Consider the following 13,790-nt stretch of genomic DNA (forward strand, 5'->3'; position numbering starts at 1 on the left):
CTGCTTCCGGGGCAATGATTTTCGCGATCCTGGTGATCCTGGGCCGTCAAATCAACTACACCCTGGATTTGGCGGGCGGTTGCGCGGGTGCCGGCCGACCCGGCGCGGGCTGACCGGGCGCCGGCTGACCCGGTGCGGGCTGACCGGGCGCCGGCTGACCGGGGGCCGGCTGACCCGGCGCGGTCTGGCCGGGGGCCGGGTGGCGCGCCGGCGGCTTGGGCTCGGCGCCCTGGGCCGGCATCGAGTTGAGCACCGGACGGATGTAGAGGCGGGCGGTCTGACCCAGGTTTCGCGCCTCGTTGCCGTCGTTCCCAGGGACCGTGATGATCAGGTTGTCGCCGTCGACGACGACCTCCGAGCCGGAGACACCGAGCCCGTTGACCCGGGCGCCGATGATCTGCTGAGCCTGCGCCGCCCGATCCGCGCAAGGAACTCGCCGACCGCATCGCCGATGAGAAGAAGTGGCGCCAAAGCACGCGCCAGGGCATTCAGTTCCTCGCCCTGCAGTTCCAGGCCACCCGCTGCGACAAAGAAGACATTCTGGCCGGCAACGACGATCCGGCCCAGCCATTGGTCACCTGCTCGACCGACCACAAGGTCGCCTATCTGCTGGGCCCGTCGATCATCAGTGGTGATCAGATCCAGGACGCCAGCTCGAGCCAGAACCAGCGCGGAATCGGCTACATCGTCGACCTGCAGTTCAAGTCCGCCGCGGCCAACACCTGGGCCGACTTCACCGCCGCCCACATCGGCACCCAGACAGCATTCACCCTGGACTCGCAGGTGGTCAGCGCGCCGATGATCCAGGAAGCCATTCCCGGCGGCCGGACCCAGATCAGCGGCGGCGATCCGCCGTTCACCGCCGCGACCGCCAAGCAGCTGGCCAACGTCCTCAAATACGGTTCGCTGCCGCTGTCCTTCGAGGCTTCGGAGGCCCAAACCGTCTCCGCGACACTGGGATTGACGTCGCTGCGAGCCGGGCTCGTCGCGGGCTCGATCGGCTTGATTCTGGTGTTGCTGTATTCGCTGCTCTACTACCGGGTGCTGGGCTTGCTCACGGCCCTGTCGCTAGCTGCTTCCGGGGCAATGATTTTCGCGATCCTGGTGATCCTGGGCCGTCAAATCAACTACACCCTGGATCTGGCGGGCATCGCGGGTCTGATCATCGGTATCGGTACCACCGCCGACTCGTTCGTCGTCTTCTTCGAGCGCATCAAAGACGAGATCCGCGAGGGCCGTTCGTTCCGATCGGCAGTGCCACGAGGGTGGGTGCGCGCCCGCAAGACGATCGTGTCGGGTAACGCCGTCACCTTCCTGGCCGCCGCGGTGCTGTACGCCCTGGCCATCGGCCAGGTGAGGGGATTCGCCTTCACGTTGGGCCTCACCACGGTCCTCGACATCGTGGTGGTGTTCCTGGTGACCTGGCCGCTGGTGTACCTGGCGTCCAAGTCCCCGACGCTGGCAAAGCCGGCCTACAACGGCCTGGGTGCCGTTCAGCAGGTCGCCCGCGAACGGCGGGCTTCGGCGCAGGTGAAGACGGGACGGGGATAACGCATGACTCCCTCCAAAGCCTCCAAAGACGCAACCGAGATCACCGAAGCCTCCGAGGGTGCGACCGAGTTGACCGGCAGCAGCGCGGCGAGCCTGCCGCATCACGGCTTCCTGTCGCGGCTCTACACCGGCACTGGCGCGTTCGAGGTGGTCGGACGGCGCAGGTTGTGGTTCGGCATCAGCGGCGCGATCGTCGGCATCGCCGTCCTGAGCATCCTGTTCCGGGGCTTCACCTTCGGCATCGACTTCAACGGCGGCACGACGGTGTCGATGCCGGCCGCCGGGGCCGCCGGGACCGTGCAGACCTCACAGGTCTCCGAGGTGTTTCACAAGGCCATCGGCAACGATCCGGAGTCGGTGGTCGTCGTCGGCAACGGCGCGGGCGCGACCGTGCAGATCCGTTCGGAGACGCTGACCAACGACCAGACGACCAAGCTCCGCAACGCTTTGTTCGACGCCTTCGGACCCAAAGGTGCCGACGGCAAGCCCAGCAAGCAGGCGATCAGCGACGCCGCGGTCTCCGAGACCTGGGGCGACCAGATCACCGACAAGGCGCTGATCGCGCTCGCCGTCTTCCTGGTGCTGGTCGGCGTCTACATCATGGTCCGCTACGAGCGGTACATGGCCATCTCGGCGCTGACCACGATGGTCTTCGACCTCAGCGTCACCGCAGGGGTGTACTCGCTGGTCGGTTTCGAGGTCACGCCGGCCACCGTCATCGGCTTGCTGACGATTCTGGGTTTCTCCCTGTACGACACCGTCATCGTGTTCGACAAGGTCGAGGAGAACACCCACGGCTTCCAGCACACCACCCGGCGCACCTTCGCCGAACAGGCCAACCTCGCGATCAACCAGACGTTCATGCGCTCCATCAACACCAGCCTGATCAGCGTGCTGCCGGTGCTGGCGCTCATGGTCGTGGCGGTGTGGCTGCTCGGCGTCGGCACGCTGAAGGACCTCGCGCTGGTGCAGCTAGTCGGCATCCTGGTCGGCACCTACTCGTCGATCTTCTTCGCCACACCGCTGCTGGTCACCCTGCGCGAGCGCACCGAGCTGGTGCGTACCCACACCCGGCGCGTGATGCGGCGCCGCAGTCCCGGCTCGAGCGCGGCCGAGACCGAAGCCGGCGACGGCGACACCGAGACCGCCGACGAAGCGAAAGAAGCGGCGGCCGCGGCCGAGCCGCCCAAACCCGCGCCGAGCAAGCCGGCGCCGGGCGCCCGTCCGGTGCGGCCGACCGGGACCCGGCGTCCCACCGGCAAGCGGAACGTCGGCCGGCGGTAGGCCCATGGCCACCAGGTACCCCGGAACTGGGGCCGATCGTGGCGGGCTCATCGGCCGTCGGGCCGTGGCGGGATGGATCGGCGCCGGATTGGCGGTAGTGCTGGCGGCGGGTTTCACGCTGACCGCTTGCGCGGGCAGCGCCGCGTCCCAGGTCGACTATGTGGTCGACGGCCCGCTGTCCACCTACAACACCAACACCGTGGCCGGGGCCGCGTCGGCCGGAGCGCAGGCGTTCGCCCGCGCGCTGACCGGCTTCAGCTATCACGGTCCCGACGGGCAAATCGTCGCCGACCGCGACTTCGGCACGGTGTCGGTGGTCGGCGGCACGCCGCTGGTGCTGGACTACCAGATCGCCGACAACGCGGTCTACTCCGACGGGAAGCCGGTGACCTGCGACGACATCGTGCTCGCCTGGGCGGCTCAGTCCGGCAAGTTCCCCGACTTCCACGCCGCCACCCAAGCCGGCTACCTCGACATCGCCAATGTCGAATGCATGCCCGGGCAGAAGAAGGCGCGGGTGTCCTTCATCCCGGACCGCGGCGTCGTCGACTACAACCAGCTATTCACCGCGACCTCGCTGATGCCGTCGCACGTCATCGCCGACCAGCTCAACGTCGACGTGACCGCGGCCCTGCTCAGCAACAACGGACCCCTGGTGCAGCAGATCGCGAAGCTGTGGAACACCATCTGGGACCTCAAGCCGGGGATCGACCTCAAGCGCTTTCCGTCGTCGGGGCCGTACAAGATCGAATCCGTGCTGGATCGCGGCGCGGTGGTGCTGGTCGCCAACGACCGGTGGTGGGGGCCCAAGGCCATCACCAAGCGGGTGACCGTGTGGTCGCAGGGACCCGACATCCAGGACCGGGTCAACAACGGCAGCGTCGACGTGGTCGACGTCGCCTCGGGCTCGTCGGGGGCGCTGACCACGCCGGACAACTACGAGCGCTCCGATGGGCCGTCGAACGGCGTCGAGCAGCTGATCTTCGCCCCGCAGGGGCCGCTCGCGGCGCCCAACGCCCGGCGCGCGGTCGCACTGTGCACGCCGCGTGATTCGCTGGCCAAGGACGCGGGGACGCCGATCGCCAACTCACGCCTGGAACCGGCCACCGATGATGCGGTGTCGGCCGGCGACGGGGCCGCCGAGGCCGGCCCGTTCAGCAAGTCCGATCCGGTCGGCGCGCGCAAGGCGCTGGGCGGTACGCCGCTGACGGTGCGGATCGGGTACCAGGGGCCCAACGCGCGCCTGGCGGTCAACGTCGGCGTCATCACCAAGGCGTGCGGCGCGGCCGGTATCACCGTCTCCGCCGTCATCCTGGACGGCTCGGGTCCGCAGGCGCTGCGGGACGGCAAGGTCGACGCGTTGCTGGCCAGCACCGGCGGGGCCACCGGCAGCGGGTCGTCGGGGTCGTCGGCGCTCGATGCCTACGCCCTGCACACGGGCAACGGCAACAACCTGTCCGGATACACGAATCCCCAGGTCGACAACGCGATCGGCGCGCTGGCCGTCTCGGCCGACGCCGCCGAACGAGCCAGGCTGCTGACCGAAACCGCCCCGGTACTGTGGGGCGACATGCCCACCCTGCCGCTGTACCGCCAGCAGCGCACGCTGCTGAGCTCCAAGAAGATGTATGCGGTGAGCAAGAACCCGACGCGGTGGGGCGCGGGCTGGAACATGGACCGATGGGCCCTCATACAGTGAGGCTCCGATGACGAACCCCGGCCCGGCGCCGGTGGCCGAGCTGATCGCGTCGCTGACGCGCAAGGTGGCCGATTTCCCCAAGCCGGGGGTCCAGTTCAAAGACCTCACCCCGGTGTTCGCGGACGCGACGGCGATGACGGCGATCACCGGCGCGTTGGCCGAGATCGCGTCCGGCGCGGATCTGGTGGCCGGTATCGAGGCCCGGGGATTCCTGCTGGCCGGCGCCGTCGCCGAACGGCTGCAGACCGGCCTGCTCGCCATTCGCAAGGCCGGAAAACTGCCGCCGCCGGTGCACGCCGAGCGGTACGACCTGGAATACGGCAGCGCGACGCTGGAAATTCCCGCGGACGGCTTGGACCTGCGCGGGCGCAACATCACGATCATCGACGACGTGCTGGCCAGCGGCGGTACCCTGGCCGCGGCGGCCAGGCTGCTCGAGCGCGCCGGGGCCAACGTGACGGCGGCGGCGGTGGTATTCGAACTCGGCGCGTTGCGCGGCCGGGACGTGGCCGCGCCGTTGGCGGTGCACAGCCTGACTTGCGAGTAGCGCTTGTGCCTCCGGCGACGATGCGCGCCGCGATGGGGGTACCGCCCAGCCGCGGAGCGGCGAGGGGGACGGCGTGAGAAGGAGGCGGGTAATTGGATCGAGTGGGGATATCCTCGATTTCGGAGGTGACCAACGTGGCGGAGGAAAATAGCGCGGCGCAAGCGCTCGACGCGCCCACTAAAGTCAAAGAGTCGCCGGCCATCACCCAGCCGATGGAGATTCCGGAGCCTGTCGCCGAGTCCCTGAAAACGTCAAGCAGCGCGTCGCGTCGGGTCCGGGCCAGGCTGGCCCGGCGGATGACCGCCCAGCGCAGCACGCTCAACCCGGTGCTGGAACCGCTGGTGGCCGTGCACCGGGAGATCTACCCGAAGGCGAACGTGTCGCTGCTGCAGCGGGCCTTCGAGGTCGCCGACCAGCGGCACGCCAGCCAGTTGCGCCATTCCGGTGACCCCTACATCACGCACCCATTGGCCGTCGCCACCATCCTGGCCGAATTGGGTATGGACACCACCACTTTGGTGGCCGCGCTATTGCACGACACCGTCGAGGACACGGGGTACACCCTGGACGCACTGTCCGAGGAATTCGGTGAAGAGGTGGGCCATCTGGTCGACGGCGTCACCAAACTGGACCGGGTGGTGCTGGGCAGCGCCGCCGAGGGCGAGACCATCCGGAAGATGATCACCGCGATGGCGCGCGACCCGCGCGTGCTGGTGATCAAGGTCGCCGACCGGCTGCACAACATGCGCACCATGCGGTTCCTGCCGCCGGAGAAGCAAGCCCGCAAGGCCCGCGAGACGCTGGAAGTCATTGCGCCCCTTGCGCATCGGCTGGGTATGGCCAGCGTCAAGTGGGAACTGGAAGACCTGTCGTTCGCGATCTTGCATCCCAAGAAGTACGAGGAGATCGTTCGGCTGGTCGCCGGGCGTGCGCCGTCGCGGGACACCTACCTGGCCAAGGTCCGCGCCGAGATCGTCAATACCCTGGGTGCGTCGAAGATCAAGGCGACGGTGGAGGGCCGACCCAAGCACTACTGGTCGATCTACCAGAAGATGATCGTCAAGGGCCGCGACTTCGACGACATTCACGACCTGGTCGGCATCCGCATCCTGTGCGACGAGATCCGGGACTGCTATGCGGCTGTCGGCGTGGTGCATTCGCTGTGGCAGCCGATGGCGGGCCGGTTCAAGGATTACATCGCTCAGCCGCGGTACGGCGTCTACCAGTCGCTGCACACCACCGTCGTGGGTCCGGAAGGCAAGCCGCTGGAGGTGCAGATCCGCACCCGCGACATGCACCGCACCGCCGAATACGGCATCGCCGCGCACTGGCGTTACAAGGAAGCCAAGGGGCGCAACGGCGTTCCGCACCCGCACGCCGCGGCGGAGATCGACGACATGGCCTGGATGCGCCAGCTGCTCGACTGGCAACGGGAGGCCGCGGACCCAGGCGAGTTCCTCGAATCGTTGCGCTATGACCTTGCGGTGCAGGAGATCTTCGTGTTCACCCCCAAGGGTGATGTCATCACCCTGCCCAACGGTTCCACGCCGGTGGACTTCGCCTATGCGGTGCACACCGAGGTCGGCCACCGCTGCATCGGCGCCCGCGTGAACGGGCGGCTGGTCGCGCTGGAACGAAAGCTGGAGAACGGGGAAGTCGTCGAAGTTTTCACCTCCAAAGCGGCCAACGCCGGTCCGTCGCGAGACTGGCAGCAGTTCGTGGTCTCGCCGCGCGCCAAGGCCAAGATCCGGCAGTGGTTCGCCAAGGAGCGGCGCGAGGAGGCGCTCGAATCCGGCAAGGACGCCATGGCCCGCGAGGTGCGTCGCGGTGGACTTCCTTTGCAGCGCTTGGTCAATGGCGAAACGCTGGCCGCGGTGGCACGCGAGCTGCACTACACCGACGTGTCCGCGCTCTACACCGCGATCGGTGAGGGCCACGTGTCGGCCCGGCACGTCGTGCAGCGACTGCTGGCCGAACTGGGTGGCATCGACCAGGCCGAAGAGGACCTCGCCGAACGGTCCACGCCGACAACCATGTTGCGCCGCCCACGCAGCAGCGACGACGTCGGCGTCTCGGTTCCCGGCGCCCCGGGCGTGCTGACCAAGCTGGCGAAATGCTGCACCCCGGTCCCCGGCGACCAGATCATGGGATTCGTCACCCGCGGCGGCGGGGTGAGCGTGCACCGCACCGACTGCACCAACGCGGCCTCGCTGCAGCAGCAGGCCGAGCGCATCATCGAAGTGCATTGGGCGCCGTCGCCGTCGTCGGTGTTTCTGGTGGCCATCCAGGTCGAGGCGCTCGACCGGCACCGGCTGTTGTCGGACGTCACCCGCGTGCTGGCCGACGAGAAGGTCAACATCCTGTCCGCGTCGGTCACCACCTCCGGTGACCGGGTGGCGATCAGCCGCTTCACCTTTGAGATGGGCGACCCCAAGCATCTGGGCCACCTGCTCAATGTCGTGCGCAACGTCGAAGGCGTCTACGACGTCTACCGCGTCACGTCCGCGGCGTGATCCGAGTCCGGCCCTAACTCAGTCGCACCGAGGTGATCTTCACCGGGTTGGCGGGCGCACCGCTCTGACGATTGCCGGCGATGCCGGCACGCGCGATCTTGTCCAGGGTCTCCAGCCCCGCCTGGTCGATGGTCCCCAGCACTGTGCTCTGCGGTTCCATCTCGGAATCCTTGAAGATCAATGCGAATTGGCTGCCATTGGTGTTGGGTCCCTCGGTGGCCATGACGATGGTGCCGCGCGGGTACACCACCGTCGCGCGCAACGCGGGGTCGTCGAGCTTGTATTGGTCGGCGGGGTACTCGTCGGCGAATTCGTAACCGGGACCACCGGATCCGTCCACGTCGGGGCCGCCACACAACAGTGATCCGCCGTCTTGGGAGCTGATCAATCGGGCGCATTGGGTGCCGTCGAAGAACTGCTGCCTGACCAGGCTGATGAAGCTGTTCACTGCGCACGGGGACTCGGAATTCGCCAGCTGGATGGCGATGTCACCGACGTTGGTGGAGATGACGGCACCGATCTGCGGGGGAGTGGTGGACGCGCGCCCCGAGCGCGGCGGGTTCACCGGCCGGAGGACCGGGTCCGGCACCGATCGATATTCGCAGTTGGCGCCCAGATCGGGCGGCGGCGCGAACGCAGGCAACGGCGGCACCGTCGCCGCAGCCGGGCCGCTCGTACCGGGGCTGGATCCGGTCCGGCCGGGAACCGGGGCCCGGGTCTGCGTGGAGGCGCCCGCGCTGTCGGCGGAACCGTGACTCTGGGCCACCAGCGCGATGACCAACGCCACCACCGCGGTCAGCGCCAGCGCCGATGCGCCGACGATGCCGACCAGCAAACGCCGCGAATGCGTTGGGCGGTCATGCTGTAACCGCGCGTCGGGTTTGCCGTCCGGCGGGGAAGCCGCGTTGCCCCGCGGCGACGCACCGGGCGGTGGCGGCGCCGGCGATATGGACCCGATCGGACTGGCCAGTGCGCCGCGGGCGGCCTCGGCGAGCTCCATGACCGACTGGTAACGGCGTTCTAGGTCCTTGGCCATGCCGCGCGCGACCACCGCGTCCAGTCCCGGGGGAAGTCCGGGCACGCTGGCCGACGGCTGGGGCGGCGGAATCGTCAAGTGCGCGTTGAGTTGTTCTTCGAGGCTCTCACCCGGGAAGGGGCGCGTCCCGGTCAGGCACTCCTGTAGGACGCAGGCCAGGGAGTAGACATCCGCGCGGTGATCAGTTGTGCCCCTGAAACGTTCGGGAGCCATATAAGCGACGGTGCCCATCGTGTGTCCGGTTTGCGTCAGGGCCGTGTCAGCGGTGCTGCGGGCGATGCCGAAGTCGATCAGGTAGACGAAATCCCGCGCCGTGGTGACCAAGATGTTTTTCGGCTTGATGTCGCGGTGGATCAATCCCGCCGCATGCGCGCTATCCAGCGCCGCGGCAACCTGTTCGACCACCGCGACCGCGCGCTCGGGACTCAGCCGCCCGCCGTGCTCGGAGATGTAGTCGACCAGATCGCGTCCCTCGATGAGCCGCATGTCGACGTACAGCCGGCCGTCGATTTCGCCGTAACTGTGGATGGGCACCACATGCGGATCGTTCAGACTTGCAGCAATGCGCGCCTCGCGCCGGAAACGCTGCTGAAACTCGTGGTCCTCGGCCAGGTTTGCGGGCAGCACCTTCAGCGCAACGACCCGATCGGTGGTGGCATCAAAAGCGCGGTAGACCTGTCCCATGCCACCGCGCCCCAAGACTTCCAGCAATTGGTATTGCCCGAAGGACTCTCCCGCCACGCAACGACAATAGGCCGTCGGCCGTGGCCGCCGCGTGATTCTCGCGATTCTCCGCCTGCGTTGCGCCGCTATGGATTCAGTCGAGCAGCACCGAGGTGATGGTCACCTCGGTGGCGGGTGCCCCGTCTTCACCGCCGCCGGCGACGCCGGCCTTGGCGATCTTGTCCAGAGTGGCCAGCCCGTCGGGCTGGATGGTGCCGAAAACGGTGTATTGCGGTGGCAGCTGGGAGTCCTTGTACACCATGAAGAATTGGCTGCCGTTGGTGCCGGGGCCCGCGTTGGCCATGGCCAGGGTGCCGCGCGGATAGAGGACGGGTTCCTGCGCCTTGGGATCGTTCGGCGGATACTGGTCGGTCGGGTACTCGTTGGCGAATTGATAGCCCGGCCCGCCAGTGCCGTCGCCCTTCGGGTCGCCGCACTGCAGGACACCCAGGCCCTGCGAGGTGGTCAGCCGGTGGCACTTGGTGTTGTCGAAGTATTTCTGGCCGATAAGGCTCGCGAAACTATTGACCGTGCAAGGCGATTCGTTGTTCGCCAGCATCAGACCGATGTGGCCCTGATTGGTGACCATGCTGGCGCTCACCTGGGCCGGGTCGGTCGGCACCTTGCCGGTTCGCGGTGGCTTGACCTGCGTGGCCGCCGCCTGCGGCGAGGCCGGGTACTGACAGTTGGCGCCCACGTCGGCCGAGGGCTTGAAGGGCGGCAGCGGCGCGGCGGACGGCGGCGGTCCGGCGGGAGTGGTGGACTCCGCAGACGAGCTGCTGCTGGTGGTCGTCGACGCCGCGGTGTTGCTCTTGTGGTCGTGCTTGGTGCTGACGATCGTGATCACCACCGCCGCGACCACGGCCACGGCCACGATCGAGCCGGCCGCGATCAGCACGATCCGGCGCGTCTTGGCTTGCTTCGCGCGCCGCTCCAACTGCCGTTCGAGCTTGCGTTTGGCGTTGGCACGTCGCTGTTCGTTGGTCGGCACGGCCGCTATGCCTCCATGGTTGGTGAGTCGGAACCTCGCTGAACCGGTGAGGTGCCAGCTCAGGCTAATGTGGGCGCCGCGACTCGTGTCAAGTGGGGCCCGTGGGAAACTGGGAACCGTGTTGATCACCGGATTTCCCGCCGGCATGTTGCAGTGCAACTGCTATGTGCTGGCCGAGCGGCCAGGAACGGACGCCGTCATCGTGGATCCGGGGCAGCGGGCGATGGGTCCCTTGCGAAACATCCTGGACAAACACCGGCTGACGCCGGCCGCGGTGTTGCTGACCCACGGGCACATCGACCACATGTGGTCGGCGCAGAAGGTGTCCGACACCTACGGTTGCCCGACCTACATCCATCCCGAGGACAGGTTCATGCTCACAGACCCGATCTACGGCCTGGGCCCGCGCGTGGCCCAGATGGTGGCGGGCGCTTTCTGGCGGGAGCCCAAACAGGTCGTCGAGCTGGACCGCGACGGCGACAAGCTGGACCTGGGCAGCGTCACTGTGAACGTCGATCACAGCCCCGGGCACACTCGCGGGTCGGTGCTGTTCCGGGTCCTCGAGGCGAGCAAGGACGGAACGGACGTGGTGTTCACCGGTGACACGCTGTTCGAGCGCTCCATCGGCCGCACGGACCTGTTCGGTGGCAGCGGTCGCGACCTGCTGACCTCGATCGTCGACAAACTGCTGATCCTCGACGACGCGACCGTGGTGCTGCCGGGGCACGGCAACGCCACCACGATCGGCGCCGAGCGGCGCCTCAACCCGTTCCTCGAAGGCCTGTAGCCCGTGCCTGAGTCGTCAGCGTTCTCCGCTCTCGCGGCGCCCAAAGGGGTGCCGGACTACGTCCCGCCGGACTCGGCGCAATTCGTCGCGGTGCGCGACGGCCTGCTCGGGGCCGCCCGCCGGGCCGGCTATAGCGATATCGAACTGCCGATCTTCGAAGACACCGCTTTGTTCGCCCGCGGCGTCGGCGAATCCACCGACGTGGTGTCCAAGGAGATGTACACGTTCGCCGACCGCGGCGATCGTTCGGTGACGCTGCGGCCTGAGGGCACCGCCGGCGTGGTGCGCGCGGTGATCGAACACGGCCTGGATCGCGGCGCGTTGCCGGTCAAACTCTGTTACGCGGGGCCGTTTTTCCGCTATGAGCGTCCGCAGGCCGGCCGCTATCGCCAGCTGCAGCAGGTCGGGGTGGAGGCGATCGGCGTCGACGACCCCGCGCTGGACGCCGAGGTGATCGCGATCGCCGACGCCGGCTTTCGTTCACTCGGGCTCGACGGCTTCCGCCTGGAAATCACCTCGCTGGGTGATGACAGCTGCCGCCCGCAGTACCGGGAGCTGTTGCAGGACTTCCTTTTTGCGCTCGACCTGGACGAGGAAACGCGACGGCGGGCGCAGATCAATCCGCTGCGGGTGCTCGACGACAAGCGACCGGAGGTGCGTGCGATGACGGCCGACGCTCCGGTGCTGCTCGATCACCTGTCCGATGCGGCCAAGCAGCACTTCGACACCGTGCTGGCCCACCTGGATGCAATGGCAGTGCCCTACGTCCTCAACCCGCGCATGGTGCGCGGGCTGGATTACTACACCAAGACCACGTTCGAATTCGTACACGACGGCCTGGGCGCGCAGTCCGGCATCGGCGGCGGGGGCCGCTACGACGGCCTGATGCGCCAGCTCGGCGGACAAGATCTGTCCGGCATCGGTTTTGGGCTCGGTGTGGACCGCACGCTGTTGGCGCTGCGCGCCGAGGGCAAGAGCGTGGGGGAGACGGCGCGCTGCGAGGTGTTCGGCGTGCCGCTGAGCGAGCAGGCCAAGTTGCGGCTGGCGGTGGTGGCCGCACAGCTGCGGGCCGGCGGTGTGCGCGTCGACATGGCCTACGGCGACCGTGGTCTCAAGGGCGCGATGCGCGCGGCCGACCGCTCCGGGGCCCGGCTTGCGCTGGTCCTCGGCGACCGCGACATCGAGTCCCGCACGGTCGGTGTGAAAGATCTGACGACGGGGGAGCAGGTTCCCGTTGCGCTGGATTCGGTTGTCGCCGAGGTGATTTCGCAGCTTGCTCGCTAGCCGGGCTGCCTGCGCTAATGCGGCAAGTTGGCCAGATAGCACCGCACTCGGGTGGCGGCGTCGGCCGGGCTGACTCCCATGGTCACTAATCTTTGAACTACTTGGTCCGCGGGAATTCCAGAACCGATGTCGTTATCGATCACATGAAGGCTGGGAAACCAATTTTCCGCGCTCACCCCCGGCGGCGGGGGCTTCGCGTCGCCCCCTAGGCATTGAACGTAACCAGGGACGCCAGTTTCGGCATGAGCTGACGAGATCCCGATCAGCATGGCGACGGGCATGGCGGCCACCGCAGCGACACAGATGAAACGCATGCCGGCATTATCCCGCGTCCACATTGTTTGACCAAGCTCGAAATTCGGCGATGCCCGGTGCGCGCGCCTAGTCACGGTCCGGGGAGCGCCTTTTAGCTTTTCTTGCTGGGGATAATGATGACGACGATCAATGTCAGGATTGAGAAAAACAGCCCTAGAATTCCCCATCCCAGCGGGTTGCGGCCCTTCATCATTGCGATCACTCCGCAGATTATTGCCGCGATAATGCTGCCGATGGCGACGAAAATCCCCTTGATGCCGCGGAGGATAAAACCGGCCGCGATCGGGTCCGAACTCGCCAAAATCACCGAGTGCAACATGACAGGTCCTTTCGTGAGGGGCCACGAGGTAATACCCGAACGAATGCGACGCGAAACCGCATCCCCGAAAGAGCCGCGGGCCGAAACCCGGTGAGCAACAGCGCGTGTGGCGGTGGTGGGTTTGAATTATCCGGCCGGATAACCGCGCCGCACGGTGCGGTCCAGAATTCCCAGAGTGGCACGCAGGGCGCCCTCGGACAGAATCGGGAAGATTCCGGCTTCCCGCCACTGCGGGTCGATGTTCGACCAGTCGTAGAACGACGTGACCACGGTGGCCGAATCGTCTTCGGACGGCGTCAGCGCGTAGCCGTAGACATGGCCGAGCGGCGGCTTGATCTGACCCAGAACCGTCCACGCGATCAGACGATCCTGCTCGAACTCTCTGATGTCGACGGTGACGTCGTACTTGCCCAATTCCGGGAAATCGTTTAATGATTGGCGATCCATGTGAACGACGAACTGGTCACCCACGGCGCGTACCGGATCGCCCTCGGCTGCCTGCAGCATGCCAGAAGAGTCGATGGCGACGTGACCCTGCGGATCACACAGCACGGCGAAGATGGCCGGCGCCGGGGCGGCGATGGTGCGGGAAGTCTCGATGCGGTCGGTCATACGTCCTCGCAGCCGGCGTAGGGGCGATACGATCCGCAGCTTAGCCGCGGTTCCGCCCATCGTTCGCCGCGTTCGTGATGTTGAGCTGTCGTAGCCCCGTGCGATAATCGAACCTATGTTCGAAGACGT

General features: G+C 67.2%; 12 protein-coding genes and 2 pseudogenes. 8 read left to right on the forward strand and 6 right to left on the reverse strand.

The features are described 5' to 3' along the window. A pseudogene (locus A5652_RS29150) lies at positions 1 to 77 on the forward strand (hypothetical protein); the annotation flags it as partial. Here the strand turns inward: A5652_RS29150 and A5652_RS28575 are convergent. Next, positions 56 to 397 carry a hypothetical protein gene (locus A5652_RS28575; protein WP_369805792.1) on the reverse strand — a complete coding sequence of 114 codons (342 nt, stop codon included), beginning with the start codon at positions 395 to 397 and terminating at the stop codon, positions 56 to 58. The pseudogene A5652_RS29150 and the gene A5652_RS28575 sit on opposite strands and share 22 nt — an antisense overlap. On the opposite strand from A5652_RS28575, the pseudogene secD reads away from it, so the two are divergent. From secD to A5652_RS13465, 5 genes and pseudogenes are all read left to right on the forward strand, one after another. Beyond that, a pseudogene (gene secD / locus A5652_RS13445) lies at positions 397 to 1,551 on the forward strand (protein translocase subunit SecD); the annotation flags it as partial. The gene A5652_RS28575 and the pseudogene secD overlap by 1 nt on opposite strands. A gap of 3 nt (positions 1,552 to 1,554) precedes the next feature. After that, positions 1,555 to 2,835, forward strand: a complete 1,281-nt coding sequence (gene secF / locus A5652_RS13450; RefSeq protein WP_067351738.1) for a protein translocase subunit SecF — start codon at positions 1,555 to 1,557, stop codon at positions 2,833 to 2,835. 4 nt (positions 2,836 to 2,839) lie between these two features. After that, positions 2,840 to 4,534 (forward strand): ABC transporter substrate-binding protein, encoded by a 1,695-nt coding sequence (locus A5652_RS13455; RefSeq protein WP_067351741.1) that lies wholly within the window; start codon positions 2,840 to 2,842, stop codon positions 4,532 to 4,534. Positions 4,535 to 4,541: 7 nt separating this feature from the next. Then, positions 4,542 to 5,081 carry an adenine phosphoribosyltransferase gene (locus tag A5652_RS13460; protein ID WP_067351744.1) on the forward strand — a complete coding sequence of 180 codons (540 nt, stop codon included), beginning with the start codon at positions 4,542 to 4,544 and terminating at the stop codon, positions 5,079 to 5,081. 134 nt (positions 5,082 to 5,215) lie between these two features. After that, positions 5,216 to 7,594 carry a bifunctional (p)ppGpp synthetase/guanosine-3',5'-bis(diphosphate) 3'-pyrophosphohydrolase gene (locus A5652_RS13465; protein ID WP_067351763.1) on the forward strand — a complete coding sequence of 793 codons (2,379 nt, stop codon included), beginning with the start codon at positions 5,216 to 5,218 and terminating at the stop codon, positions 7,592 to 7,594. 13 nt (positions 7,595 to 7,607) lie between these two features. On the opposite strand, the gene A5652_RS13470 is transcribed toward A5652_RS13465, so the two are convergent. Then, complete coding sequence (locus A5652_RS13470) at positions 7,608 to 9,371, reverse strand: protein kinase (RefSeq protein ID WP_067351746.1); 1,764 nt, start codon at positions 9,369 to 9,371, stop codon at positions 7,608 to 7,610. Between the two features lie 76 nt (positions 9,372 to 9,447). Then, positions 9,448 to 10,344 (reverse strand): peptidylprolyl isomerase, encoded by an 897-nt coding sequence (locus A5652_RS13475; protein ID WP_067351749.1) that lies wholly within the window; start codon positions 10,342 to 10,344, stop codon positions 9,448 to 9,450. 118 nt (positions 10,345 to 10,462) lie between these two features. Here A5652_RS13475 and A5652_RS13480 point away from each other — a divergent pair, with 118 nt between their 5' ends. Together A5652_RS13480 and hisS are read left to right on the forward strand one after the other, a co-directional pair. Next, positions 10,463 to 11,131, forward strand: a complete 669-nt coding sequence (locus A5652_RS13480) for an MBL fold metallo-hydrolase (protein ID WP_067351752.1) — start codon at positions 10,463 to 10,465, stop codon at positions 11,129 to 11,131. 3 nt (positions 11,132 to 11,134) lie between these two features. Then, entirely contained in the window at positions 11,135 to 12,415 is a 1,281-nt protein-coding gene (gene hisS / locus A5652_RS13485) for a histidine--tRNA ligase (RefSeq protein ID WP_067351755.1), read from the forward strand. Positions 12,416 to 12,429: 14 nt separating this feature from the next. On the opposite strand, the gene A5652_RS29155 is transcribed toward hisS, so the two are convergent. From A5652_RS29155 to A5652_RS13495, 3 genes are all read right to left on the reverse strand, one after another. Next, on the reverse strand, positions 12,430 to 12,729 hold the full coding sequence (locus tag A5652_RS29155; protein ID WP_082983892.1) for a hypothetical protein: 300 nt from the start codon (positions 12,727 to 12,729) through the stop codon (positions 12,430 to 12,432). A gap of 92 nt (positions 12,730 to 12,821) precedes the next feature. Beyond that, positions 12,822 to 13,049 carry a deoxyribodipyrimidine photolyase gene (locus A5652_RS13490; RefSeq protein WP_067351758.1) on the reverse strand — a complete coding sequence of 76 codons (228 nt, stop codon included), beginning with the start codon at positions 13,047 to 13,049 and terminating at the stop codon, positions 12,822 to 12,824. Positions 13,050 to 13,175: 126 nt separating this feature from the next. Then, positions 13,176 to 13,661 carry a polyketide cyclase gene (locus tag A5652_RS13495; protein WP_067351761.1) on the reverse strand — a complete coding sequence of 162 codons (486 nt, stop codon included), beginning with the start codon at positions 13,659 to 13,661 and terminating at the stop codon, positions 13,176 to 13,178. Between the last annotated feature and the right edge of the window lie 129 nt (positions 13,662 to 13,790).

Source organism: Mycobacterium sp. 1165178.9, from assembly GCF_001673555.1.
Classification (GTDB): Bacteria; Actinomycetota; Actinomycetes; order Mycobacteriales; family Mycobacteriaceae; genus Mycobacterium.